Genomic DNA, 24,795 nt, shown 5'->3' with positions numbered 1-24,795 from the left:
AGGGATAAAAGTAAAATGAAAACAGCTTTTTATGCTGCATTTCCACATACTCTTCCTATTTTAGCTGGGTTTATTTTCTTGGGAATAGCTTATGGAATTTTTATGCATTCTTTAGGATTTAGCGCTATTTATCCAATCATCATGAGCTTTTTGATTTTTGCAGGATCAATGGAGTTTGTTGCAGCGAATTTTTTGCTTGGTGAGTTTCATCTTATGAATGTTCTTTTTATAACACTCATGATAAATGCTCGGCATTTGTTCTATGGTATTTCCATGCTTGATAAATACAGAGGAACTGGAAAGAAAAAGTTTTATTTGATTTATGGGATGTGTGATGAATCTTTTGCTATAAATTATACAGCTGAAATTCCGGCTAATGTTGACAAAGGATGGTTTATGTTTTTCGTGACGCTATTTAATCATTTGTATTGGGTTGCAGGAGCAGCAATTGGAGGGATTTTTGGTTCTTACGTAAACTTTAATACAGAAGGACTTGAATTTGTAATGACCGCCTTATTTATTGTCATTTTCATAGAACAATGGATGAAAGAAAAAAAACATTACAGTGCTCTTACAGGACTTGGGCTTTCAGTAGTCAGTCTTATGTTATTTGGAGAAAGTCAATTTATCATTCCTGCAATGTTGGGGATTTTAGGATTTTTGACGATCCTTAGGAAACCTTTGGAGAAAGCAGGGGTTTCTGTATGACGATGACGCAGCAAATGTTGATCATTGCTATGGTGGTCTTTGGAACAATGATTACACGGTTCCTTCCATTTATAATATTTCCTTCTGGTAATCCTACTCCAAAATATGTGCAATATTTGGGGAAAGTGCTACCAGCAGCAGTTATTGGACTTCTAGTTATTTATTGTTTCAAGGATGTCAATTTATATTCTGATAATCATGGTGTTCCTGAATTGATAGGAGCGGCTACAGTGATCTTACTCCATTTTTGGAAAAAAAGTATGCTTCTATCGATAGCAGGAGGAACTGTTGTTTATATGGTTTTAGTGCAATTGGTTTTTTAAACATATTTTTATAAGGGGTTGGGACTAATGAATAAAAAAATTGACGAGAATCAAATTTTTAAACAATATCGTGAAGAGATTTACAAGCAGGTAAAGAATGATCCGTATGCCCAGTCATTGGGGATTGAATTGATCACTTTCGAAGCTGATATTGCGGAGGCAAGGCTTGAGGTTCAAAGTCATATGGTGAATGCTTATGGCACTGTTCATGGAGCTGTGATTTATGCTCTAGCAGATCATGCGTTTTCCGTAGCATGCAATGCGTATGGAAAAACATCGTTAGGAATTTCGACAACCATCCAGTTTATTCAGTCAGCAAAAGCAGGTGACCAAATTATCGCTCGCGCAACAGAAGTGAAACGAAACTATCGTACTGGTTTCTATCGAATCGATATTTTACATGGGGAAAATTTGATTGCAACTATGGATGCTGTGTCTTATCGCAAAGATCATTATTTTATTGAAATGAATGAAAATAAACTGAATTGAGGCTCAGTACAACTAATATGCAAATAGCATGGTATTTTTTACTGATCGTTCAAATAAGTATTTACAGTAATTATTGGAGGATGTATGATGTCAAAGAAAATTTCTTCTTCCTATATCGTAATTATAGGGTTAATGCTATTTGCTCTTTTTTTTGGAGCAGGAAATCTCATTTTTCCTCCCATGTTAGGTCAAATGGCTGGAAAAAATGTTTGGAGTGCTAACGCCGGTTTCTTAGTTACCGGTGTTGGTTTACCATTACTTGCTATAATGGCATTTGTTTTTTCTGGTAAAAAAAATTTGCAATCACTGGCAAGTCGTGTACATCCAATATTTGGAGTGGTTTTTACAACATTACTATATCTGGCCATTGGCCCTTTCTTCGCTATACCAAGATCAGGAAATGTATCATTTGAAATAGGGCTGAAACCCTTTTTGTCAAATGATGCGCAAACTTTATCTATGTTATTATTTACAATAGTGTTTTTCTCCTTGGCTTGCTTGCTATCACTTAATCCTTCAAAAATAATTGATGTAGTTGGAAAGTTTTTGACACCAATAAAATTAACTTTTATAGGATCACTTGTAGTTATAACTTTTATTCACCCAATCGGAAACATTCATTTACCATCAAAAGAGTATGCAACAAATCCATTTTTTAAAGGGTTTCAGGAAGGATACCTGACCTTGGATGCCCTTGTAGCATTTGTATTTGGGATTATTATAGTAAATGCACTTAAAGATCGAGGATCAACTACAAAAAAACAGTTAATGATTATTTGTGCAAAAGCAGCTACAATTGCAGCTGTGCTTTTAGCGCTTATCTATACTGCTCTTTCTTATATGGGAGCTTCTAGCGTTGAAAAATTCGGTGTTTTAGAAAATGGTGCAGAGGTTCTCTCTAATGTGTCATTTTATTATTTCGGATCTTATGGTTCAATCTTTTTAGGTTTAATGATAACGGTAGCATGTCTGACAACTAGCGTTGGATTAATTACAGCGTGTTCTTCATTTTTTCATGAATTATTTCCTGAAATTTCTTATAGAAAAATAGCAATTATTTTATCGCTATTTAGTACGTTTGTTTCAAATATAGGGTTAACTCAATTAATTAAAGTATCAATTCCGATTTTAACGACTATGTATCCAATAGCTATAACTCTAATTTTCTTAACACTTTTACATCCACTCTTTAAAGGAAGAACTAAAGTATATCAATTTAGTTTGTTTTTTACATTTATAGTTAGTCTATATGAAGGTTTCAATTCAGCTGGGATAAAAATTGAAATAATAGATCATTTCTTTACACAGCTTTTACCTATGTATAACATGGGAATTGGGTGGTTCCTTCCAGCTATCCTTGGTGGAATAACGGGTTATATTTATAGCAACATTTTGGGACAAAGACTTTAAATTTATTGGACTAATATGATTTTAAACGTCCCCTTTATAACTTAGATAGCTCCTTTGCAGGAGCTCTTTTTTTGTTCTATTTGCGGTATCTTTTCGGTGCTTTGTAAAATCCTGTATGTAATAATATATGTAATATAAGGAAATTTTGTGGAAGGGGAGTAATGGATGGAGAAAGTTCTTTCTTCACATGTTGGTGTGAAAATAAATGAATGGTATAAAATGATTCGGCAATTCAGTGTTCCAGATGCTGAGATTTTGAAAGCTGAGGTAGAACAAGAAATTGAACGAATGGAAGAAGACCAGGATTTACTGATTTACTATCAATTGATGTGCTTTCGCCATCAACTTATGCTTGATTATATAAAACCCTCAGAGCAGTGCTCTATATCCATTGCAGACTTAGTTGATAAAATAGAAAACTCCAATCATAAATTGTCCGGCATGCTGCAGTATTACAACGCGTTTTTTCGCGGAATGTATGAGTTCAGTATAAAAGAATATGTACAGGCAATCCAATACTATAAAATAGCCGAGAAACAACTTACGCTAGTTATAGATGATATTGAGCAAGCCGAGTTTCACTTCAAGGTGGCTGAAGCCTACTATATTATGAAACAAACTCATATTTCCATGCATCATATCATTAAGGCGCTTGAAATTTACGATCAGTATGAGTTATACAAGATTAGAAAAATTCAATGCTTATTTGTAATTGCAGGAAATTATGATGATTTGGCTCGACAAGATAAATCAATTCCTCATCTAAAGAATGCAATTAAAATTGCAGAGGAAATTGGAGATCAAAAAATCCTAACTAAAGCATTTTTGAATATTGGCCATACATTTGATAGAGACGGTCAATGGGATGAAGCTATCAATTATTTTGAGAAGGCTATTCAAAAGGCAGATGATGATTCGGAGCTTCTTACCAAATTGTATTTTGCGATTAGCTGTACGCAATTTAAAGCAGGAAGACTTAAAGAAGGAGAAGCATCTTTAAAACAAGGAACTAATATACTTGAGGAAGCCCCTAATAAGCTTTATGAAAATCTATTTACCTTCTTAGAAGCGGTTTATGTTAATAATATAAATGAGGAGCAGCTGGCCGAAGTGTTTCAGTATCTAGAACAGAAACAGCTTTTCGCTTACGCTGAGGCATGCTATATAGTGTATGCAGATGAGTATGGGAAACAAGGTCAATTTGAAGAAGCAACAGCTGCTTATCAAAAGGTATTAGAAACACAACTCAAAATTCAGAGAGGGGATTGTTTGTATGAGTTTTAAGAAGGGTTTTACGATGATTGCTCTTACTGTGGTTGCAGCTGCAGGATTGTACACTATTGCAACTGATCGAAACACGAAATCTATAGAAATACAAAAAATCGATCGAAACACGACTATGATCGATCGAAACACAACTTCTCAAAACGTATAGGCAAAATTAAAACAGACCCTGCATGGTCTGTTTTTTTATGGGGACGGATTGGGGACCAACCCTTTCAGTTTTGTTCAGAAATGAAAATATTTATTCAGAAAGGCTCATCATAGAACCTTGTTAAATCAGTCTTTTTCAGAGAACGTCTGTTTGCTTCGGGTGATGTCGTTCACCCTGCCAGCGTAGCGCTCTCCCAGCTGAGCTAATGCCCCGAGGTATGACGACATAATTTATTATAATCAATCCTCCTCTGAAATTCAAGCTGTAAAACGTAAACACATCGTCTATTTTTCTTTCTGTTCAATCGGAATATAGTCAAAAATTTCACCAGAATGAACAGAATGGGCTAATCGTCTCAGCCAGTCATAATAGGCTTTTGAGCTTTCAAGCTGCTCAATGAGCTGCTGCGCTTCTTCTCTTACATGTTCCTCCAGCTGATCATCACGCGACACCTCTTGAAGCTGCTCTTGCGCTTCTTCAATTGCCGCTAAATTGACCTCGACCTCACGTTCCCATTTTTGCGGAAAGAAGTTCGTGAAAAACTTAAAAAAGTCTTTTTCCGCGACAAAACTGTGTTTTCTTCGGCCACGGTGAAACGTCTTTTTGACAATATTCATGTCTTGCAGCTTTTTCACACCCGTGCTCATACTCGGCTTACTCATTTGCAGCTCTTCACGCATTTCATCCAGTGTCATTTCCTCATTTAAATACATCGTTCCATATAGAATACCTGCACTTCTTGTAATGCCATAGAGATCCATCGTTTCAGCTATGGAATCAATGACTAGATCTTTAGCAGCTAAAATACGATCTTCTGCTTGCGGTTTTTCCTGCTTTTTCATTTTGTCCCTGCTTTCTATTAAGAAAATTCAATCCGTTCAAAAAAATCTTTATGGACTATATGTTAACGAAAGAATACAAAATGTCAAAATAAATGAAGCATATCTCCCTTTGACAGAAAAATTTGAACATGATAAGTTAATTATGTTCAAAACGTTAAATTTTTATTTAACGAACTTACCAAAGAGAATCAGAGGAGGTTCCTTCTATGAGTCAAACACTATTTATAGACGGACAATGGGTTGGCGCTAAAAGTAGCGACACACGGGATATCATCAATCCGTTCAATCAAGAAGTGATCGCGACAGTCAGCGAAGGATCTAGAAATGACGCGCAGCTAGCCATTAAAGCAGCGAGAAAAGCCTTCGATCAAGGGGACTGGGCAAACCTGCCTGGACTTGAAAGAGGAAATATTGTGTTTAAGATAGCTGAATTGATTAGACGTGATCTTGATGAACTAGCCAAATTGGAATCGCTTGATACAGGCAAAACATTAGAGGAAAGCAAAGCAGATATGGACGATATTGCGAACGTGTTCCAATATTACGCAGGTCTGGCTGATAAAGATGGCGGGGAAATCATTGCATCACCAATTTCAAACTCGAAAAGTGAATTAGTCAGAGAGCCTGTCGGTGTATGCGGACAAATCACTCCTTGGAACTATCCATTGCTTCAAGCAAGCTGGAAAATCGCTCCTGCACTTGCGGCGGGAAATACAATCGTTCTAAAGCCAAGTGAAATCACACCACTCACCACAATAAAAATATTTAAACTCATGGAAGAAGCGGGCGTTCCAGCAGGCGTTGCAAACCTAGTGCTTGGACCTGGGGCAACCGTTGGTGATGAGCTTGCTGTAAATGATCAAGTAGATCTGATTTCATTTACAGGCGGTATTGAAACAGGGAAGAAAATTATGCAGGGAGCCAGCGGGAATGTGAAAAAAATAGCCCTTGAGCTTGGCGGAAAGAATCCGAATATTGTGTTTCAAGATGCTGATTTAGACGTAGCGGTTGACCAGGCAATGAATGCTGTATTTTTCCATGCAGGGCAAGTGTGTTCAGCAGGTTCACGTTTACTGGTGGAAGAATCTATTCATGATGAATTTTTAGAAGAACTGGTGAAGCGTACGAAAAAAATCAAGCTAGGCAACGGCTTTGATGAAGACACCCAGAGCGGGCCGCTCATCTCAGCTGAGCATCGAGAAAAAGTAGAAAAATACGTCAGCATCGGTTTAGAAGAAGGCGCTAAGTTAGAGACAGGCGGAAAAAGACCTGACGCAGAGGAGCTGCAAAATGGGTTCTTCTACTTGCCGACCATATTCTCAGGCTGCACGTCAGATATGCGGATTGTGCAGGAAGAAGTCTTTGGACCTGTCCTGACAGTCGAAACCTTCCATACAGAGGAAGAAGTCATCAAGCTGGCAAATGATACGATTTATGGATTAGCAGGAGCTGTGTGGTCTTCTGATATCAGCAAGGCCGAAAGAGTGGCTCGGCAATTAAGATTGGGCACGGTTTGGATCAATGACTTCCATCCTTATTTTGCTCAAGCACCTTGGGGTGGCTACAAGCAATCAGGCATTGGGCGCGAATTAGGACGCACGGGACTTGAAGAATATACCGAGCTGAAGCATTTATATCGAAATACAAAACCTGAAGCAGTTCATTGGTTTAAATAAAAATTACGCATTTGGAGGAGATTCTATATGACACTAAATATGAAAATTGAAAGCATGCAGAAATTCCATACATTTGAAATTCCGACTGTCATCAAACATGGCATTGGTGCAGTGAAACATGTTGGGGAAGAAGTAAAAGCATACGGCGTTTCAAAAGTATTGCTTGTAACAGACCCTGGTATTTATCAAGCCGGCGTGGTGGACCCAGTAATTGCTTCATTAAAAGAAGCACAAATCGATGTCGTTCTATTTGATAAAGTAGAGCCAAATCCGCCAGTCCGTCTAGTGAACGAAGGATCTGCTTTATATGAAAAAGAAGGCTGTAATGGATTAGTCGCAGTAGGCGGCGGCAGTTCAATGGATACAGCAAAGGCAATCGGAGTAGAGGCGACTCATGAAGGCTCAGTCCTTGATTACGAAGCGGCAGAGGGAAAAAAACCGCTAGAAAACAGAATCCCTCCTTTAACCACTATTCCGACAACAGCTGGTACAGGTTCAGAGGTAACGCAGTGGGCGGTCATTACTGATGAAGAAAGAGAATTCAAATTCAATACTGGTGGACCTCTCATTGCAGCTCATCTAACAGTAATTGATCCAGAGCTTCATGTATCCATGCCGCCTCATGTGACAGCAATGACTGGAATTGACGCGCTTGCTCACGCGATTGAATGCTATACGATGAAATTTGCTCAGCCGATTACAGATGCGGTAGCGCTCATGGCAATTGAATATGCTGCTCATTATATTCGCCGTGCCTTTGCTGATGGCGAGGACTTAGAAGCCAGATATGGAATGGCACAAGCTGCGATGCTTGCCGGGCTTTCTTATGGAAGTGAATCAGCTGGAGCTGCACATGCGATGAGTCAAACACTCGGAGGTATTATTCCTGTAGCGCACGGTCAGTGTGTTGCAGCGATGATGGGACCAGTGATGGAGTATAACTGGAAAGGGTATCCGGAAAAATTCGCTCGAATTGCGCAAGCGTTTGGGATTGATACAAGCAGAATGACAACAGAGGAAGCAGCCAAAGCAGCTGTGAACTGGATGTATGATTTAGTGGAGGATTTAGAAGTTCCTTCATTAGAAGTACAAGGTGTATCAAAAGATATGATTGATCGTTTATCTAAAGAAGCGATGAAAGATCCGCAAACAGTTGGAAACCCAAGAGATTTAAACGAAAAAGCGTACAAATGGATTTATGCTCGCTGCTTTGAGTTAACACCTAAAACAGTGTAACAATGAAAAAAGGCTCCCTAAAGGGAGTCCTTTTTATGTTTTATAGTTGTTCTTTAATTTCTTTGATTTGATGAATATGGCGTTTTTCGTGTGCGCCGATAAAATCAAGATATTGCTTAAGGGATAGCTCTTTAAACACAGGGTGTGCAATGACGCGTTTGAAATCTTCCTCAGTAAATGTTGATAAAATTTGATTGAGCTGCTCACGAGCTGTATCCAGCTCATCCTTTAAATGTGTAGGTGTGACATGCTTGCGGTCAGGCGCAACAATACTAGGCGCAGTGGCTTTTTTTGAACGGTCCTCTGCCATTTCCACCGGCTTTGGTTCATATTCTTTGATCGGTGCTTTTTTCCCCTCAGCAGCTAGATGTTTTGCTGCAACTAGGTCCATTTTCTTTAAATGATCTGCTACCTCTTGAATACTCCAAGTATCATCAGATAATTTTTGGTTCAATTGTTCTTCGTTCAAACCTTGCAGCTCGTGCCACAATTCTTGTCTTGCTTCATGTAATAAACTCATTTTCTTCATCACCTCAAGATCAAATTTTAACATAAGGGTACATGACAATCATTCTTGAGCTATCCGAAAATCCCTTTGAAGAATTGTGATGAAATATGAAACCTTTACAAAAGTGGTTCGTATTACCTGTTAGAAGGAATACATTGGAGGTGAGTGTGGTCTAAATGAAACAAAAGATGTTCATTTCATGAAGAAAGGGTGAGGAAGATGGATGTGTTAGGGCTGCCTCTTCAGACGCTGTATTTATACATATTAATGATATCAGGAATCCTGACACTTGTTTTCGTCTTTTTCGGCGATGTATTTGATGGATTGTTTGAAGCGATCCCTGTTCCATTCCTTCAACCAACATTGATCCTCGCATTTCTTACCTTTTTCTCGGCTGGAGGGTTTATCTCTGAAAAAACGGCAATTGTAGGAAGTGGACTTGGCGCAGTATTATCTGCCATCCTCGCAGTGATCCTTGTGACCTGTTTGAATGTATTTGTATTAGTCCCGCTTTCCTCTGCTGAAGAATCCCTCTCTTATACGGAGGCCGATTTAAAAGGAAGAACTGGGGAGATCATTGTATCTGTTCCAAAAGACGGATTTGGAGAAGTGCTGTTAATCAGTAATAGCGGGAAAATCTCAAAGCCAGCTGTCAGTTTCGATCAAGAGGAGATTCCATATGGAACCCGTGTGCTAGTTGTCGAAGTGAACAAAGGCGTCTTATCTGTTATACCAAATGAAGAAATCTAGGAGGGAATGCTATGCCAGGAACAACGATTTTAGTGATCATTGGAATTGTGCTTGTGATTCTTATTGCACTTATTGGTGTATTTGTTTCTAAATACCGGACAGCAGGTCCAGATGAAGCATTAATCGTCACAGGAAGTTACCTAGGAAGTAAAAATGTCCACGTGGATGAAGGTGGAAACAAGATTAAGATTGTGAGAGGCGGCGGTACCTTTGTACTTCCAGTCTTTCAACAAGCAGAGCCGCTCAGCTTACTATCTAGCAAGCTAGACGTTTCAACACCTGAAGTCTATACCGAACAGGGTGTACCGGTAATGGCGGATGGAACAGCCATCATTAAAATTGGCGGATCGATTGAAGAAATCGCGACTGCTGCAGAGCAATTTTTAGGGAAAACAAAAGAAGACCGCGAAAACGAAGCAAGAGAAGTATTAGAAGGCCATCTTCGTTCCATCTTAGGATCAATGACAGTTGAAGAGATTTATAAAAACAGAGAGAAATTCTCTCAAGAAGTACAACGTGTCGCTTCTCAAGATTTAGCGAAAATGGGTCTTGTCATTGTATCGTTTACGATCAAAGATGTTCGTGATAAAAATGGCTATTTAGAATCTCTAGGTAAACCAAGAATTGCCCAAGTAAAACGCGATGCAGATATTGCAACAGCTGAAGCAGATAAAGAAACACGTATTAAACGTGCGGAAGCAGATAAAGATGCGAAGAAATCTGAGCTTGAGCGTGCTACTGAAATCGCTGAAGCAGAAAAGATCAATGAGCTGAAAAGAGCAGAATTCAGACGTGAACAGGATACGGCAAAAGCAAGTGCTGACCAAGCGTACGATCTAGAAACAGCTCGTAACCGACAGCACGTAACTGAACAAGAAATGCAAGTCAAAATCATTGAGCGTCAGAAACAAATTGAATTAGAAGAAAAAGAGATTCAGCGTCGTGAACGTCAATACGATTCTGAAGTGAAAAAGAAAGCAGATGCGGACCGTTATGCGGTTGAGCAGTCAGCTGCGGCGGAAAAAGCGAAACGCCTCGCTGAAGCAGATGCGAAGAAATACAGCATCGAAGCAATGGCCAAAGCAGAAGCTGAGAAAGTCCGTATTGACGGGCTTGCCAAAGCGGAAGCGGATCGTGCAAAAGGGGAAACAGAAGCGGAAGTCATTAGACTAAAAGGACTTGCAGAAGCCGAAGCGAAAGAGAAAATTGCTGAAGCATTCGAACAGTATGGTCAGGCAGCCATTCTTGATATGATTGTGAAAATGCTACCTGAATATGCGAAGCAAGTATCTGCACCACTTTCTAACATTGATAAAATTACTGTTGTGGATACGGGCGGTAACGGGGAAGGCAGCGGTGCTAATAAAGTCACTGGCTATGCCACAAACCTCATGTCCAGTCTGCAAGAAAGTCTGAAAGCATCCTCTGGAATAGATGTGAAAGAAATTATTGAGAACTTTTCTGGTAAAGGCAATGTGAAGCAAAGCATTCAAGAGCTGACAAACGAGATCAAACAACCAAGAAAAAGCGAAAAAGCGAATCATCAAATAGAAGAATAAAATCAAAAGACACCTTCCAGCAGAAGGTGTCTATTTGGCATGCGCCCGATATGGATTCTTTTTTACATATGAAGAAAGATTCACGAGAATACCAGCCGATATCATCATAAACATTAAGGAGGAGCCGCCATAGCTAATAAAGGGAAGAGGTATGCCTGTAATGGGGAGAAGCCCGAAGACAGCTCCTAGATTAAAGGTTGCTTGGAGCATGATTTGAAACGTGAGCCCGATCGTTAACAGTTTTCCAAATGGGTCGTGTAAAGCTTGCACAATTCGCATGGCTCGATACATGATGAGGAGATATGCACCAATCACAAGCAAAATCCCCATGATTCCCAGTTCTTCACTGATGATGGCCATGATAAAATCCGTATGGGCTTCAGGAAGAAAGCCCAGTTTTTGAATGCTTCCGCCTAAGCCATTTCCCGTCAGTCCGCCTGAATTCATCGCGAAATACGAATGAATCAGCTGATATCCATCCCCATTTTCATACTGAAAAGGATTACGAAAAGAAGTCAGCCGTTTTAAACGGTAAGGAGCTGTCACAGCAAAAAAAGTGATTCCCGCTGCGGCAGTCCATCCCAGCAAAATAAGATGGCGCGTTTTCAGTCCAGCGCATAATAAAATAATGCCGCAGCTTAATAAAATAGACACAGCTGTGCCTAAATCTGGCTGCTTTAAGATCAATAAAAAAACAATCCCTAAAAGAATGAGTGGCGGCATTACACCTTTTTTAAAAGATGTAATGTACGCTTGTTTTTTCGCATACACATAGGCAAAATAGATCACCATCACTAGTTTCACAGCTTCTGAAGGCTGGAGCATGAGAGAACCTAGATGAATCCACCGCTGTGAATTATTTTTGACAACACCAATTCCAGGAAGCAGGACAAGGATGAGACATAGCAATGACAGTAAGACAAGCCACTTTATCCATTTGCGATAAATCTGATAAGGGAGAAGAGCGGCAATGAAGAAAAAGAATCCCCCCATCACGAGCCATTGCCATTGTTTGATAAAGAAATAGCTGCCCTGTTCATACTTAACTTCTCCTAAAGGATAACTTGCACTGTAGACCATCAGTAAACCAAATAAGCAGAGAAACACAATCGTACCAACAAGAATGCGGTCGATTCTTTTGAGATGGGATAAAAGGAATGTCATCATCTTCAACCCCAATTGCGACCAAACATATAGGATGATGATCTAAGATTGACACTAAACACGAGACCAATGGCGATCATGTTGGTCAAAAGCGCACTGCCTCCATAGCTGATAAAAGGAAGTGCAAGTCCCGTCACAGGCATTAAACCGATTGTCATCCCTACGTTTTGGAAAACTTGAAACATGATCAGCCCAACGACACCTGCACATATGTATAATCCATAGAGTGTATTAGCGTGCATAGCCACGTGAATGATTCGGTAAATCATCATTAAGTACAGACACATCAAAAGAGAGGCGCCAATAAAACCAAACTCCTCACCAATGACGGCAAATATAAAATCCGTATGGGCTTCAGGGATATTGCCACCTTGTACTTGTTGCCCCTTTGTAAAACCGGTCCCTGATAATTGACCTGATCCAATGCCGAGTATCGATTGTTTCAGCTGATACCCGTATGTTGAATCAAATTCATCAGGAGAGAGCCACCCATAAATGCGATCAAGCTGATGAGGCTTAATGATTTTCGTAAAATGCTCAAAATGATGATTGTGCAGATAGATCAAAAAGGCAAGAAGTGCAAGAAAAGCAGCCATTAATGCAGCCGTCATCTTGCTCGAAATCCCTGATACAAGCATCAGTGTAAAGGCAATGGATAAGATCACGAGCGCTGTTCCTAAATCAGGCTGAATTAAGATGAGGAAAAAAGGGACGATAATCCAGCAAATGACTTTAGTTGTAGGAATGATGCTTTCTTGAAAAGTAAATCGCTGATGCTTGTATTGGTTCAAGACAGCCGCAAGCAGCAGGATCACAAAAATTTTCATGAACTCTGATGGCTGAATTTTGATTGAACCGAAGCTGATCCACCTTTGGGAACCATTTTGACTCGTTCCGAAAAAATGCACAAGAATAATGAGAAAAATACCCCCTGCAAATAACCGAAAAGATAAACGTTCAAGCAGCTCATAATCAAAGTAGGCAACTGCTGCCATGAGACCGAAACCGACGATATACCAGAAAATTTGCCTTTTGACGAAATAAAGCATATCTTGCGTTTCATACTGTCCCGATCCGCTATAAACAGCTAGTAGGCTGATGACAAATAAACAAATAACAGTGAGTAAAAGTGCGAAGTCAATGCTGTACTGTTTTTTCATGGCTTCTTTTCCTGCTATGCCCTATTTGTCAGTTGGTTTAATATGACTTGCACCGCGGCAGCGTCATCAATATAGCCGATCGGAAAAATATAATCTGGTATTAAATCAACAGGCATAATGAAATAAAGGAGTGCGCCTCCCATCAGCATCAATTCTCGAGGAGTTCCTCGTCCATTTATGAATAAACTGTACATGTTTTTCAACTGCTCAAGAAATGGCCCGACGCCGCTTAGCGTCTTCATCTTTTTTTCAAACTTTGCCGTAATCGTTTCTTTTCCTTCAGCTGTTTGGCTGTAGACTTCGTATTCGTTTAACTTTTGTTCCAATTTGGTCTGACTAAACGTACCGTCGTAGATCTCTTGATCTTTTAGGGTTTTTTCAATCTCTTCTACCGCTTGAATGAACGTATCACCGTGCGCCTTTTCGTTTTTAATTGGATACCCTGAAGCAGTCAATAGTTGATCTAATGATATGTTCAGAGATTCTGAAAGCCGCTGCAGATGATTCAAAGTGGGTTTTCTTTTTCCATTCATGATTCTGGACAGTGTCGCTTTATCGATTCCTGTGTATGTGCTGAGCTCTCTTAAAGATAAAGAGCGTTGCTGCAATTTTTCCTTTAAAATTTGCCCAAGCTCTGTTGTCTTAATATCCATTTTCTACGCCATCCTTTTCATTATGTATCAACTCTTCTATAGAAGAAGTCGTACCCAATATAAAGGTGTGTTGACAAAATGTCAACGGATATCCTTTATTGATTGAATTTTAAAAAATAAGAATTTATCATAATATAAATAGGATAAAAACAGTGAGTAGGAGTGGCGCGGATGAAGGTGAGACACGCGGTACATCAAGATATTCCAAAAATCGCTGAGATTCATGTGAAAAGCTGGCAGACGACTTATCAGGGGATTATTTCGCAGGAGTATTTAGATGGTTTAAACATTGAAGATCGGAAAGAGAGCTGGAGAAGAAGGTCACTTGAAGGGACGTTTGTCGCAGAAGATGCGGATGGCGTATTTGGTTTTGCTTCTTTCGGAAAACAACGTGACGAACGTTATTCTACATATGATGGAGAGCTGTATGCCATCTATTTATTACAACAGAAACAGAAATCAGGTGCGGGTATTGCCTTAATTGCTAAAGGTGTCGATTATTTAATAGAAAAAGGGTATCAGAAGTTGATGCTATGGGTGTTTGAACAAAATTCGGCAAAACAATTTTATCAAAAACTTCAACCTAGTTTTGTCGTTACCAGCCAGTTCGAGCTGGCTGGCGAGAACCATAATGAAATAGGGTATGGATGGGAGCTGTCTATATTGAATAACCATGTACAGCGAATTAAATCGTCAGCTTCCAGTAATAATGAGAGAAAAAAGTGAAGAGCACAGCAAGCAACATGTAAGAAATAAACGGTGAAGCTTCTACTTTTCCTTTCACGCCTGCTATTTTTAAAGCTTCATAGAAGCCTGCCAAAAAATAAGCAAGACTGAGAATATAACAGCACAGCATAATGGAGTAAGGGCTCATTGTCGTACCTCCAGCATGAAATCTTCTACTATTAATAGATTCCATAGAGCAGCAAATTATGCATAAAAAAATAACCAGCTGAAATCAGCCGGTTATTTTTGATGAGGAAAAACCAAACGGGATGCACTTGGGATAAGTATACAAAGAACAATACTGCAAATAATAAATGAAGGAACCATATATGTGCTGTTATAAACTAAAGAATAAACCCATCCTGGTGTTCCTTTCGGTGCATATTGAGAAAAGAAAACGACGCCAGAAATAAAGAACGTCAGCAGCCTGAAGAAACTAGCAATAAAAACAGCTAGGGTAATATAGAAGAATTGCTGTTTTCGCTTTTGATCCTGAATGGCTTTTTTGATCAGTCCAGAAAACAGGCCGCTTAAAGAAATGACAACAGATGCAACGAAGTAATCGAGGAATCCTTGAACAGGTGTAGCGATGATCGGGCTATTCATCAGCTGAAGACCTGCGATTAACACACCGATGATAAATCCGGTAGATATTCCCCATCTAATAGACATGAGAATGACGGGAATCATAATCAGCGCAAGAGAACCGCCATTGGGCATTCTTAAAAAGAGACCTGATAAGTAATCTAATACAAGTGCAAGTGAAGTCATAATTGCGATTTCCATCAGTCGTACCAATTGATTTGATTGCTGCATAAAAAAATCTCCTTTTTCATGAATTGAGCAAGGAGAGACCGTGTAAGGATGAGTATGTTATTCATAGAAAACATATCGATTTGAATACACCGTATGTATTCAAGTGATTCCACATTCCTACTTCAGTATTAACTGACAGGTTCAAAGGGTCAGAACAACGAATGTTCACTCTCAGCACAAAGCTCCCCCTGCGGTTATTTAGTTTCAATCTATTATAAATATACTAAAGACCTGCAGGATCAACAATAGATAATTCCCGAGATAAGCAGCATTTGTATCAATATATAGGAAGAGATAAGGAAAAATAAATTATTTAGAAAAAATACTTGTTTCTTCTTTCAAAAGGTGTTATATTTGTATTCGCCGCTGAAACAGCGCGGTTGATAAATAACATTAAGAAAAAAGTTGTTGACTTTATCTTGATAGAATGTTATATTAATAAAGTCGCCTCTGAGAGACGGCGAAGATGATCTTTGAAAACTAAACAAGACAAAACGTACCTGTTAATTCGATTTTTTATAAAAAATCCTATGATACTTCATAGGTAGTCAGTCAAACTGGCGAGGCAGGAAATGATCACATGCTAAGTTCGCTACATCGTGTAGCAGCGCATGTGTGATATGCATCCTGCATACCTCGGAGAGTTTGATCCTGGCTCAGGACGAACGCTGGCGGCGTGCCTAATACATGCAAGTCGAGCGGACAGAAGGGAGCTTGCTCCCGGATGTTAGCGGCGGACGGGTGAGTAACACGTGGGTAACCTGCCTGTAAGACTGGGATAACTCCGGGAAACCGGAGCTAATACCGGATAGTTCCTTGAACCGCATGGTTCAAGGATGAAAGACGGTTTCGGCTGTCACTTACAGATGGACCCGCGGCGCATTAGCTAGTTGGTGGGGTAATGGCTCACCAAGGCGACGATGCGTAGCCGACCTGAGAGGGTGATCGGCCACACTGGGACTGAGACACGGCCCAGACTCCTACGGGAGGCAGCAGTAGGGAATCTTCCGCAATGGACGAAAGTCTGACGGAGCAACGCCGCGTGAGTGATGAAGGTTTTCGGATCGTAAAGCTCTGTTGTTAGGGAAGAACAAGTGCGAGAGTAACTGCTCGCACCTTGACGGTACCTAACCAGAAAGCCACGGCTAACTACGTGCCAGCAGCCGCGGTAATACGTAGGTGGCAAGCGTTGTCCGGAATTATTGGGCGTAAAGGGCTCGCAGGCGGTTTCTTAAGTCTGATGTGAAAGCCCCCGGCTCAACCGGGGAGGGTCATTGGAAACTGGGAAACTTGAGTGCAGAAGAGGAGAGTGGAATTCCACGTGTAGCGGTGAAATGCGTAGAGATGTGGAGGAACACCAGTGGCGAAGGCGACTCTCTGGTCTGTAACTGACGCTGAGGAGCGAAAGCGTGGGGAGCGAACAGGATTAGATACCCTGGTAGTCCACGCCGTAAACGATGAGTGCTAAGTGTTAGGGGGTTTCCGCCCCTTAGTGCTGCAGCTAACGCATTAAGCACTCCGCCTGGGGAGTACGGTCGCAAGACTGAAACTCAAAGGAATTGACGGGGGCCCGCACAAGCGGTGGAGCATGTGGTTTAATTCGAAGCAACGCGAAGAACCTTACCAGGTCTTGACATCCTCTGACAACCCTAGAGATAGGGCTTTCCCTTCGGGGACAGAGTGACAGGTGGTGCATGGTTGTCGTCAGCTCGTGTCGTGAGATGTTGGGTTAAGTCCCGCAACGAGCGCAACCCTTGATCTTAGTTGCCAGCATTCAGTTGGGCACTCTAAGGTGACTGCCGGTGACAAACCGGAGGAAGGTGGGGATGACGTCAAATCATCATGCCCCTTATGACCTGGGCTACACACGTGCTACAATGGACAGAACAAAGGGCTGCAAGACCGCAAGGTTTAGCCAATCCCATAAATCTGTTCTCAGTTCGGATCGCAGTCTGCAACTCGACTGCGTGAAGCTGGAATCGCTAGTAATCGCGGATCAGCATGCCGCGGTGAATACGTTCCCGGGCCTTGTACACACCGCCCGTCACACCACGAGAGTTTGCAACACCCGAAGTCGGTGAGGTAACCTTTATGGAGCCAGCCGCCGAAGGTGGGGCAGATGATTGGGGTGAAGTCGTAACAAGGTAGCCGTATCGGAAGGTGCGGCTGGATCACCTCCTTTCTAAGGATATATGGAGCAGCGTACGTTTTCGTCTTGTTTAGTTTTGAAGGATCATTCCTTCAAAACATGTCTCTAGCGAGACAGGATTGTTCTTTGAAAACTAGATAACAATAAGTAATACATTCACATTGAATGCAATGCAAAGTTCATCACACATAGTGATTCTTTCTAAAGTAAGAAATGGTTAAGTTAGAAAGGGCGCACGGTGGATGCCTTGGCACTAGGAGCCGATGAAGGACGGGACGAACACCGATATGCTTCGGGGAGCTGTAAGCAAGCTTTGATCCGGAGATTTCCGAATGGGGAAACCCACTGCTCGTAATGGAGTAGTATCCATACTTGAATACATAGAGTATGAGAAGGCATACCCGGGGAACTGAAACATCTAAGTACCCGGAGGAAGAGAAAGCAAATGCGATTCCCTGAGTAGCGGCGAGCGAAACGGGAACAGCCCAAACCAAGAGGCTTGCCTCTTGGGGTTGTAGGACACTCTATACGGAGTTACAAAGGAATGATATAAGCGAAGAGGTCTGGAAAGGCCCGCCAAAGAAGGTAACAGCCCTGTAACTGAAATGTCATTCTCTCCAGAGTGGATCCTGAGTACGGCGGAACACGTGAAATTCCGTCGGAATCCGGGAGGACCATCTCCCAAGGCTAAATACTCCCTAGTGACCGATAGTGAACCAGTACCGTGAGGGAAAGGTGAAAAGCACCCCGGAAGGGGAGTGAAATAGATCCTGAAACCGTGTGCCTACAAGTAGTCAGAGCCCGTTAACGGGTGATGGCGTGCCTTTTGTAGAATGAACCGGCGAGTTACGATCCCGTGCAAGGTTAAGCAGAAGATGCGGAGCCGCAGCGAAAGCGAGTCTGAATAGGGCGCATGAGTACGTGGTCGTAGACCCGAAACCAGGTGATCTACCCATGTCCAGGGTGAAGTTCAGGTAACACTGAATGGAGGCCCGAACCCACGCACGTTGAAAAGTGCGGGGATGAGGTGTGGGTAGGGGTGAAATGCCAATCGAACCTGGAGATAGCTGGTTCTCTCCGAAATAGCTTTAGGGCTAGCCTCAAGGTAAGAGTCTCGGAGGTAGAGCACTGATTGGACTAGGGGCCCCTACCGGGTTACCGAATTCAGTCAAACTCCGAATGCCGATGACTTATCCTTGGGAGTCAGACTGCGAGTGATAAGATCCGTAGTCGAAAGGGAAACAGCCCAGACCGCCAGCTAAGGTCCCAAAGTATACGTTAAGTGGAAAAGGATGTGGAGTTGCTTAGACAACCAGGATGTTGGCTTAGAAGCAGCCACCATTTAAAGAGTGCGTAATAGCTCACTGGTCGAGTGACTCTGCGCCGAAAATGTACCGGGGCTAAACGTATCACCGAAGCTGCGGACTGTTCTTACGAACAGTGGTAGGAGAGCGTTCTAAGGGCTGTGAAGCCAGACCGGAAGGACTGGTGGAGCGCTTAGAAGTGAGAATGCCGGTATGAGTAGCGAAAGACGGGTGAGAATCCCGTCCACCGAATGCCTAAGGTTTCCTGAGGAAGGCTCGTCCGCTCAGGGTTAGTCGGGACCTAAGCCGAGGCCGAAAGGCGTAGGCGATGGACAACAGGTTGATATTCCTGTACCACCTCCTCACCATTTGAGCAATGGGGGGACGCAGGAGGATAGGGTAAGCGCGGTATTGGATATCCGCGTCCAAGCAGTTAGGCTGGGAAATAGGCAAATCCGTTTCCCGTAAAGGCTGAGCTGTGATGGCGAGCGAAATTTAGTAGCGAAGTTCCTGATTCCACACTGCCAAGAAAAGCCTCTAGCGAGGTGAGAGGTGCCCGTACCGCAAACCGACACAGGTAGGCGAGGAGAGAATCCTAAGGTGATCGAGAGAACTCTCGTTAAGGAACTCGGCAAAATGACCCCGTAACTTCGGGAGAAGGGGTGCTTCTTAGGGTGTTAAAGCCCCGAGAAGCCGCAGTGAATAGGCCCAGGCGACTGTTTAGCAAAAACACAGGTCTCTGCGAAGCCGTAAGGCGAAGTATAGGGGCTGACGCCTGCCCGGTGCTGGAAGGTTAAGAGGAGCGCTTAGCGTAAGCGAAGGTGCGAATTGAAGCCCCAGTAAACGGCGGCCGTAACTATAACGGTCCTAAGGTAGCGAAATTCCTTGTCGGGTAAGTTCCGACCCGCACGAAAGGCGCAACGATCTGGGCACTGTCTCAACGAGAGACTCGGTGAAATTATAGTACCTGTGAAGATGCAGGTTACCCGCGACAGGACGGAAAGACCCCGTGGAGCTTTACTGCAGCCTGATATTGAATGTTGGTACAGCTTGTACAGGATAGGTAGGAGCCTTGGAAACCGGAGCGCTAGCTTCGGTGGAGGCATCGGTGGGATACTACCCTGGCTGTATTGACCTTCTAACCCGCTGCCCTTATCGGGCAGGGAGACAGTGTCAGGTGGGCAGTTTGACTGGGGCGGTCGCCTCCTAAAATGTAACGGAGGCGCCCAAAGGTTCCCTCAGAATGGTTGGAAATCATTCGCAGAGTGTAAAGGCACAAGGGAGCTTGACTGCGAGACCTACAAGTCGAGCAGGGACGAAAGTCGGGCTTAGTGATCCGGTGGTTCCGCATGGAAGGGCCATCGCTCAACGGATAAAAGCTACCCCGGGGATAACAGGCTTATCTCCCCCAAGAGTCCACATCGACGGGGAGGTTTGGCACCTCGATGTCGGCTCATCGCATCCTGGGGCTGTAGTCGGTCCCAAGGGTTGGGCTGTTCGCCCATTAAAGCGGTACGCGAGCTGGGTTCAGAACGTCGTGAGACAGTTCGGTCCCTATCCGTCGCGGGCGCAGGAAATTTGAGAGGAGCTGTCCTTAGTACGAGAGGACCGGGATGGACGCACCGCTGGTGTACCAGTTGTTCTGCCAAGGGCATCGCTGGGTAGCTATGTGCGGACGGGATAAGTGCTGAAAGCATCTAAGCATGAAGCCCCCCTCAAGATGAGATTTCCCATTCCGCAAGGAAGTAAGATCCCTGAAAGATGATCAGGTTGATAGGTCTGAGGTGGAAGCGTGGTGACACGTGGAGCTGACAGATACTAATAGATCGAGGACTTAACCTATATTCTAATGTGAAGCATGAACATTGTTATCTAGTTTTGAGAGAACATTCTCTCCATCAGGTTTGGTGGCGATAGCGAAGAGGTCACACCCGTTCCCATACCGAACACGGAAGTTAAGCTCTTCAGCGCCGATGGTAGTTGGGGGTTTCCCCCTGTGAGAGTAGGACGCCGCCAAGCTTTTATAAGGATCAGTTCCAGTCGGAACTGGTCTTTTTTGTGCAAGTTGAGGGTACATACATTCACTTGTTTGATAAAAGATCGTGGCTTCATTTTATGTCCACAAGCAGCGTGTAAAATACTTGGATATAAAGAGAAAATGAGCCTATCGCATAAAACATATCTATAAAAAACAATAGAGAGATAGAGTATCAGCTTATATAGGGAAATTAAAGATGTGTAAGCCTATATGATTTTTATAAATGCTTACGGCTAAAGAGATTACATATATCATTAAAGTATAAAAATGAGGGACTGCTAATATTTCTGAAGGAATCGAACGTTTTAAAAGAGAATATAGAAGAGAGAAGTTGAGCTGCTGAACGTGGAACAGCAGCTGTTTGAATAGGTGAAATGACGATCATTTGTTAAAAGAAATACGCAATGAAAATTGAAATAAAATTTTTTTAATATAGCCTTTACAAATGATTAAAACCTGTATATAATAATCTTTGTCGGATCGAGAGATTCCTACATAGTGGAGGATTAGCTCAGCTGGGAGAGCATCTGCCTTACAAGCAGAGGGTCGGCGGTTCGAGCCCGTCATCCTCCACCATATTTATTCTTACATAATGTTAGGATAGATAAAGCCGGTGTAGCTCAACTGGTAGAGCAACTGACTTGTAATCAGTAGGTTGGGGGTTCAAGTCCTCTTGCCGGCACCACTTTCATATGGTAAGATAGACAAGTCGCTTTTAAAGCGAGCCATTAGCTCAGTTGGTAGAGCATCTGACTTTTAATCAGAGGGTCGAAGGTTCGAGTCCTTCATGGCTCACCATGTTTCATGCGGGTGTGGCGGAATTGGCAGACGCGCTAGACTTAGGATCTAGTGTCTTTATGACGTGGGGGTTCAAGTCCCTTCACCCGCATTGCCAAATAAAATGAAAAAATCCTGTAATGCGGAAGTAGTTCAGTGGTAGAACACCACCTTGCCAAGGTGGGGGTCGCGGGTTCGAATCCCGTCTTCCGCTTATACCATCCACGCCGGGGTGGTGGAATTGGCAGACACACAGGACTTAAAATCCTGCGGTAGGTGACTACCGTGCCGGTTCAAGTCCGGCCCTCGGCATTATAAATAAGCGCCCGTAGCTCAATTGGATAGAGCGTTTGACTACGGATCAAAAGGTTAGGGGTTCGACTCCTCTCGGGCGCGCCATTAAGATCGGGAAGTAGCTCAGCTTGGTAGAGCACTTGGTTTGGGACCAAGGGGTCGCAGGTTCGAATCCTGTCTTCCCGACCATCTTTTATGGGGCCTTAGCTCAGCTGGGAGAGCGCCTGCCTTGCACGCAGGAGGTCAGCGGTTCGATCCCGCTAGGCTCCACTTTTTAAAAGATTATTTTGATCATGGCGGTGTAGCTCAGCTGGCTAGAGCGTACGGTTCATACCCGTGAGGTCGGGGGTTCGATCCCCTCCGCCGCTATAAAGGACCTTTAGCTCAGTTGGTTAGAGCAGACGGCTCATAACCGTCCGGTCGTAGGTTCGAGTCCTACAAGGTCCACCATCTATACGGAGGAATACCCAAGTCCGGCTGAAGGGATCGGTCTTGAAAACCGACAGGGGTGTCAAAGCCCGCGGGGGTTCGAATCCCTCTTCCTCCGCCATATTTTTTAAAACCCATATCATCGCGGGGTGGAGCAGTTCGGTAGCTCGTCGGGCTCATAACCCGAAGGTCGCAGGTTCAAATCCTGCCCCCGCAACCAAAATGGTCCGGTAGTTCAGTTGGTTAGAATGCCTGCCTGTCACGCAGGAGGTCGCGGGTTCGAGTCCCGTCCGGACCGCCATTTTTCAAAAGAATACTTGGCTCGGTAGCTCAGTTGGTAGAGCAACGGACTGAAAATCCGTGTGTCGGCGGTTCGATTCCGTCCCGAGCCACTTTTATAAAAATATTCATAGTATGGCGGTTGTGGCGAAGTGGTTAACGCACCAGATTGTGGCTCTGGCACTCGTGGGTTCGATTCCCATCAATCGCCCCATACATATTTTTGCGGGTGTAGTTTAGTGGTAAAACCTCAGCCTTCCAAGCTGATGTCGTGGGTTCGATTCCCATCACCCGCTCCATTTGTATATCTGTTCATGGGCCTGTAGCTCAGCTGGTTAGAGCGCACGCCTGATAAGCGTGAGGTCGGTGGTTCGAGTCCACTCAGGCCCACCATGATCTTCCGCAGTAGCTCAGTGGTAGAGCTATCGGCTGTTAACCGATCGGTCGTAGGTTCGAATCCTACCTGCGGAGCCAAATGGAGAAGTACTCAAGTGGCTGAAGAGGCGCCCCTGCTAAGGGTGTAGGTCGCGTAAGCGGCGCGAGGGTTCAAATCCCTCCTTCTCCGCCATTGATCTGGCCCGTTGGTCAAGCGGTTAAGACACCGCCCTTTCACGGCGGTAACACGGGTTCGAATCCCGTACGGGTCATTTTTAAAAGAGATCTTGTTAAAGATCTCTTTTTTATTTTCTCCAAAACGAAAGACCGCATCATGGCGGTCTTTTTTTTACATATTCATGGAATAGATCGTATAAGACAAGTATGTGGCAAAGAAGCCCCATAAGACATAAGGAATCAGTAAAATTGGAACGACTTTGCTTAGTTTACGTGAGACGATGACAAGTGCAAGTGCTGTCAGTGCGACGAGAAGGCAGTCGATTGTAGCTACAAACAAATCCTTTTGTATAAATTGAAAAAAGCTAAAGGCTTGATTGAAAACATAATTTAAAAGGAAAAGAATCCAAAATGGTAAAGTAATTTTTTGGAATCCATATTTTCCATAAATGATCGCTGCGGACAATGAGATGAGTGCAAATAAGGCAGCCCATACAGCACCAATCACACCGCCACCAGGCGTCCATTCTGGTTTATTCAATGCGTCATACCATTCTCTGTCGATGGGGAACAAGAATCCGGCAATAGAGAACAGTGCGTATGTAATAAAGAAGACGACAATCGCCCAAATGATACTTTTTCTAGCCATCAAAAATCTCCTCCAATCAAATTCACTCTTAAAATGATTTCCCAATAATTACATGATATAAACATAAAGCCCCCAATATGAGGGGACTAATGATTTTCTTCTGTATAAGGTTCTTCCTCGTACGGTTTCAAGTCACCAAATACCGTCATGACACCTTCGTCGTCTAGTGCTTCTTCATAGGCCTCGTGTGCTTTGTTCGGATACACCTTGCTTGCTTTTCCTTCAATATCAGCAGCTGCGAATCCTTCGTAGTCCTCCACATAATCTTCATCTTCTGATTGTGTATATACATCATCGTATGTCAGAGGAGGGAATTCCATATCAGATGGGGTCTCAGAGTTTCCGTAGCGTTCTACGTCTTGGTAGGCATCCTCTCCATCGTACGCAGCACTTTCTTCATTTTCAAATTGTCCCGCGGGAGGACTTAATAAATCCTCTTCAATCGGACGGTTTTGTGAAACGGTCTGTTCTTTTGAATGCTCTGTGCATGTGACGGCAGTAGGCAAGGCTTCTAAGCGTTCCTTTGGAATAGGGGCTTTACAGACCTTGCACAGACCATAAGAGCCGTCTGCAATGGCTTGGAGTGCTTCATTGATGTCTAACATATGTTCATGTTCCAAGCTGTTTAAAGCAATATCTTTCCCACGTTCGAACAGCTCTGTCCCTTGATCACCAGGGTGGTTATCATAGGCAGACAATTCACCGATTGAATCGTAAGGAAAGGATACTTTCTGTTCATCGTCATGGCTTTTGGCTTCAAGTTCTTTCTTTTCATCGAGAAGGCGCTGCTTCAAATGATGTAATTCGTCTTTAGACAACAAAGCGATCATCCTTTCATATCAAACATATTGTTAGTATGAGCAATTTTG

The 24,795-nt window shown here is 42.9% G+C and carries 18 protein-coding genes, 21 tRNA genes, 3 rRNA genes and 1 riboswitch; of the genes, 34 read left to right on the top strand and 8 right to left on the bottom strand.

Annotation, left to right across the window (positions count from 1 at the left end; all coding sequences use genetic code 11):
• Positions 1–15: 15 nt before the first annotated feature.
• From azlC to NSU11_RS14555, 5 genes are all read left to right on the top strand, one after another.
• Positions 16–708, top strand: a complete 693-nt coding sequence (azlC, locus tag NSU11_RS14575) for an azaleucine resistance protein AzlC (RefSeq protein ID WP_256689360.1) — start codon at positions 16–18, stop codon at positions 706–708.
• Positions 705–1,031 (top strand): branched-chain amino acid transporter permease, encoded by a 327-nt coding sequence (locus NSU11_RS14570; RefSeq protein WP_256688618.1) that lies wholly within the window; start codon positions 705–707, stop codon positions 1,029–1,031. Before azlC ends, NSU11_RS14570 begins: the two co-directional genes overlap by 4 nt.
• A 27-nt stretch (positions 1,032–1,058) precedes the next feature.
• Complete coding sequence (locus NSU11_RS14565; protein ID WP_256688617.1) at positions 1,059–1,520, top strand: hotdog fold thioesterase; 462 nt, start codon at positions 1,059–1,061, stop codon at positions 1,518–1,520.
• Positions 1,521–1,607: 87 nt separating this feature from the next.
• Positions 1,608–2,930, top strand: a complete 1,323-nt coding sequence (gene brnQ / locus NSU11_RS14560; RefSeq protein WP_256688616.1) for a branched-chain amino acid transport system II carrier protein — start codon at positions 1,608–1,610, stop codon at positions 2,928–2,930.
• 165 nt (positions 2,931–3,095) lie between these two features.
• Positions 3,096–4,214, top strand: a complete 1,119-nt coding sequence (locus tag NSU11_RS14555; protein ID WP_256688615.1) for an aspartate phosphatase — start codon at positions 3,096–3,098, stop codon at positions 4,212–4,214.
• A 435-nt stretch (positions 4,215–4,649) separates the two neighbouring features.
• Here the strand turns inward: NSU11_RS14555 and NSU11_RS14550 are convergent, their stop codons facing one another.
• Entirely contained in the window at positions 4,650–5,207 is a 558-nt protein-coding gene (locus NSU11_RS14550) for a GbsR/MarR family transcriptional regulator (RefSeq protein ID WP_034624521.1), read from the bottom strand.
• A 206-nt stretch (positions 5,208–5,413) separates the two neighbouring features.
• Between NSU11_RS14550 and betB the strand changes: the two genes are divergently transcribed.
• Both betB and NSU11_RS14540 read left to right on the top strand, forming a co-directional pair.
• Positions 5,414–6,883 (top strand): betaine-aldehyde dehydrogenase, encoded by a 1,470-nt coding sequence (gene betB / locus NSU11_RS14545; RefSeq protein ID WP_149126344.1) that lies wholly within the window; start codon positions 5,414–5,416, stop codon positions 6,881–6,883.
• Positions 6,884–6,910: 27 nt separating this feature from the next.
• A complete protein-coding gene (locus NSU11_RS14540) occupies positions 6,911–8,119 on the top strand; it encodes an iron-containing alcohol dehydrogenase (protein WP_342493647.1) in 1,209 nt (402 codons plus the stop codon).
• A gap of 40 nt (positions 8,120–8,159) precedes the next feature.
• On the opposite strand, the gene NSU11_RS14535 is transcribed toward NSU11_RS14540, so the two are convergent.
• Complete coding sequence (locus NSU11_RS14535) at positions 8,160–8,639, bottom strand: DinB family protein (protein WP_034624515.1); 480 nt, start codon at positions 8,637–8,639, stop codon at positions 8,160–8,162.
• A 207-nt stretch (positions 8,640–8,846) separates the two neighbouring features.
• Here NSU11_RS14535 and NSU11_RS14530 point away from each other — a divergent pair, with 207 nt between their 5' ends.
• Together NSU11_RS14530 and NSU11_RS14525 are read left to right on the top strand one after the other, a co-directional pair.
• Positions 8,847–9,377, top strand: a complete 531-nt coding sequence (locus tag NSU11_RS14530) for a hypothetical protein (protein WP_171464624.1) — start codon at positions 8,847–8,849, stop codon at positions 9,375–9,377.
• A gap of 11 nt (positions 9,378–9,388) precedes the next feature.
• A complete protein-coding gene (locus NSU11_RS14525) occupies positions 9,389–10,936 on the top strand; it encodes a flotillin family protein (RefSeq protein WP_024425881.1) in 1,548 nt (515 codons plus the stop codon).
• Between the two features lie 30 nt (positions 10,937–10,966).
• On the opposite strand, the gene ftsW is transcribed toward NSU11_RS14525, so the two are convergent.
• Genes ftsW through NSU11_RS14510 form a run of 3 tightly spaced genes read right to left on the bottom strand, consistent with a single transcriptional unit; the run spans position 10,967 to position 13,913 of the window.
• Complete coding sequence (gene ftsW / locus NSU11_RS14520) at positions 10,967–12,109, bottom strand: putative lipid II flippase FtsW (RefSeq protein WP_342493646.1); 1,143 nt, start codon at positions 12,107–12,109, stop codon at positions 10,967–10,969.
• On the bottom strand, positions 12,106–13,260 hold the full coding sequence (rodA, locus tag NSU11_RS14515) for a rod shape-determining protein RodA (RefSeq protein ID WP_171464622.1): 1,155 nt from the start codon (positions 13,258–13,260) through the stop codon (positions 12,106–12,108). Before rodA ends, ftsW begins: the two co-directional genes overlap by 4 nt.
• 14 nt (positions 13,261–13,274) lie before the next feature.
• A complete protein-coding gene (locus tag NSU11_RS14510; protein ID WP_024423231.1) occupies positions 13,275–13,913 on the bottom strand; it encodes a helix-turn-helix domain-containing protein in 639 nt (212 codons plus the stop codon).
• A 171-nt stretch (positions 13,914–14,084) separates the two neighbouring features.
• On the opposite strand from NSU11_RS14510, the gene NSU11_RS14505 reads away from it, so the two are divergent.
• On the top strand, positions 14,085–14,639 hold the full coding sequence (locus NSU11_RS14505) for a GNAT family N-acetyltransferase (RefSeq protein WP_024423230.1): 555 nt from the start codon (positions 14,085–14,087) through the stop codon (positions 14,637–14,639).
• Between the two features lie 240 nt (positions 14,640–14,879).
• On the opposite strand, the gene thiT is transcribed toward NSU11_RS14505, so the two are convergent.
• Positions 14,880–15,455 carry an energy-coupled thiamine transporter ThiT gene (thiT, locus tag NSU11_RS14500; protein WP_024423228.1) on the bottom strand — a complete coding sequence of 192 codons (576 nt, stop codon included), beginning with the start codon at positions 15,453–15,455 and terminating at the stop codon, positions 14,880–14,882.
• 97 nt (positions 15,456–15,552) lie between these two features.
• Positions 15,553–15,654, bottom strand: a riboswitch (TPP riboswitch).
• Positions 15,655–16,088: 434 nt separating this feature from the next.
• Here thiT and NSU11_RS14495 point away from each other — a divergent pair.
• From NSU11_RS14495 to NSU11_RS14380, 24 genes are all read left to right on the top strand, one after another.
• A 16S ribosomal RNA gene (locus tag NSU11_RS14495) occupies positions 16,089–17,637 on the top strand.
• A gap of 182 nt (positions 17,638–17,819) precedes the next feature.
• Positions 17,820–20,750 (top strand): 23S ribosomal RNA (locus NSU11_RS14490).
• Positions 20,751–20,811: 61 nt separating this feature from the next.
• Positions 20,812–20,927: ribosomal RNA gene (gene rrf / locus NSU11_RS14485) — 5S ribosomal RNA — on the top strand.
• Together the 16S, 23S and 5S rRNA genes form the textbook arrangement of a ribosomal RNA operon.
• 519 nt (positions 20,928–21,446) lie before the next feature.
• Positions 21,447–21,522 (top strand) — tRNA-Val (locus NSU11_RS14480).
• 33 nt (positions 21,523–21,555) lie between these two features.
• Positions 21,556–21,631: transfer RNA gene (locus NSU11_RS14475), tRNA-Thr, on the top strand.
• 37 nt (positions 21,632–21,668) lie between these two features.
• Positions 21,669–21,744, top strand: a tRNA-Lys gene (locus tag NSU11_RS14470).
• Between the two features lie 8 nt (positions 21,745–21,752).
• A tRNA-Leu gene (locus NSU11_RS14465) sits at positions 21,753–21,835 on the top strand.
• 30 nt (positions 21,836–21,865) lie between these two features.
• A tRNA-Gly gene (locus NSU11_RS14460) sits at positions 21,866–21,937 on the top strand.
• Positions 21,938–21,949: 12 nt separating this feature from the next.
• A tRNA-Leu gene (locus NSU11_RS14455) sits at positions 21,950–22,035 on the top strand.
• A gap of 10 nt (positions 22,036–22,045) precedes the next feature.
• A tRNA-Arg gene (locus NSU11_RS14450) sits at positions 22,046–22,122 on the top strand.
• Positions 22,123–22,129: 7 nt separating this feature from the next.
• A tRNA-Pro gene (locus NSU11_RS14445) sits at positions 22,130–22,206 on the top strand.
• A gap of 8 nt (positions 22,207–22,214) precedes the next feature.
• Positions 22,215–22,287: transfer RNA gene (locus NSU11_RS14440), tRNA-Ala, on the top strand.
• 25 nt (positions 22,288–22,312) lie between these two features.
• Positions 22,313–22,386 (top strand) — tRNA-Met (locus NSU11_RS14435).
• 4 nt (positions 22,387–22,390) lie between these two features.
• A tRNA-Ile gene (locus NSU11_RS14430) sits at positions 22,391–22,467 on the top strand.
• A 7-nt stretch (positions 22,468–22,474) separates the two neighbouring features.
• Positions 22,475–22,567 (top strand) — tRNA-Ser (locus tag NSU11_RS14425).
• Between the two features lie 22 nt (positions 22,568–22,589).
• Positions 22,590–22,666: transfer RNA gene (locus NSU11_RS14420), tRNA-Met, on the top strand.
• 4 nt (positions 22,667–22,670) lie between these two features.
• Positions 22,671–22,747, top strand: a tRNA-Asp gene (locus NSU11_RS14415).
• 18 nt (positions 22,748–22,765) lie between these two features.
• Positions 22,766–22,838 (top strand) — tRNA-Phe (locus tag NSU11_RS14410).
• Between the two features lie 25 nt (positions 22,839–22,863).
• Positions 22,864–22,939 (top strand) — tRNA-His (locus NSU11_RS14405).
• Positions 22,940–22,950: 11 nt separating this feature from the next.
• Positions 22,951–23,024, top strand: a tRNA-Gly gene (locus NSU11_RS14400).
• 17 nt (positions 23,025–23,041) lie between these two features.
• Positions 23,042–23,118, top strand: a tRNA-Ile gene (locus tag NSU11_RS14395).
• Between the two features lie 6 nt (positions 23,119–23,124).
• Positions 23,125–23,199, top strand: a tRNA-Asn gene (locus tag NSU11_RS14390).
• 3 nt (positions 23,200–23,202) lie between these two features.
• Positions 23,203–23,293 (top strand) — tRNA-Ser (locus NSU11_RS14385).
• Between the two features lie 7 nt (positions 23,294–23,300).
• Positions 23,301–23,372, top strand: a tRNA-Glu gene (locus NSU11_RS14380).
• Positions 23,373–23,449: 77 nt separating this feature from the next.
• On the opposite strand, the gene NSU11_RS14375 is transcribed toward NSU11_RS14380, so the two are convergent.
• Together NSU11_RS14375 and NSU11_RS14370 are read right to left on the bottom strand one after the other, a co-directional pair.
• Positions 23,450–23,926, bottom strand: coding sequence for a tryptophan-rich sensory protein (locus NSU11_RS14375; RefSeq protein ID WP_197172578.1), 477 nt, complete (start codon positions 23,924–23,926; stop codon positions 23,450–23,452).
• 86 nt (positions 23,927–24,012) lie between these two features.
• Positions 24,013–24,747, bottom strand: a complete 735-nt coding sequence (locus tag NSU11_RS14370) for a TraR/DksA C4-type zinc finger protein (protein WP_342493645.1) — start codon at positions 24,745–24,747, stop codon at positions 24,013–24,015.
• Positions 24,748–24,795 lie beyond the last annotated feature (48 nt).

Origin of the sequence: Bacillus sp. FSL R5-0712, assembly GCF_038593285.1 — a bacterium.
Lineage (GTDB): Bacteria > Bacillota > Bacilli > Bacillales > Bacillaceae > Bacillus > Bacillus safensis.
Note: the sequence above shows the minus strand (reverse complement) of the source record. Positions and strands in the feature narration are given on the sequence as shown.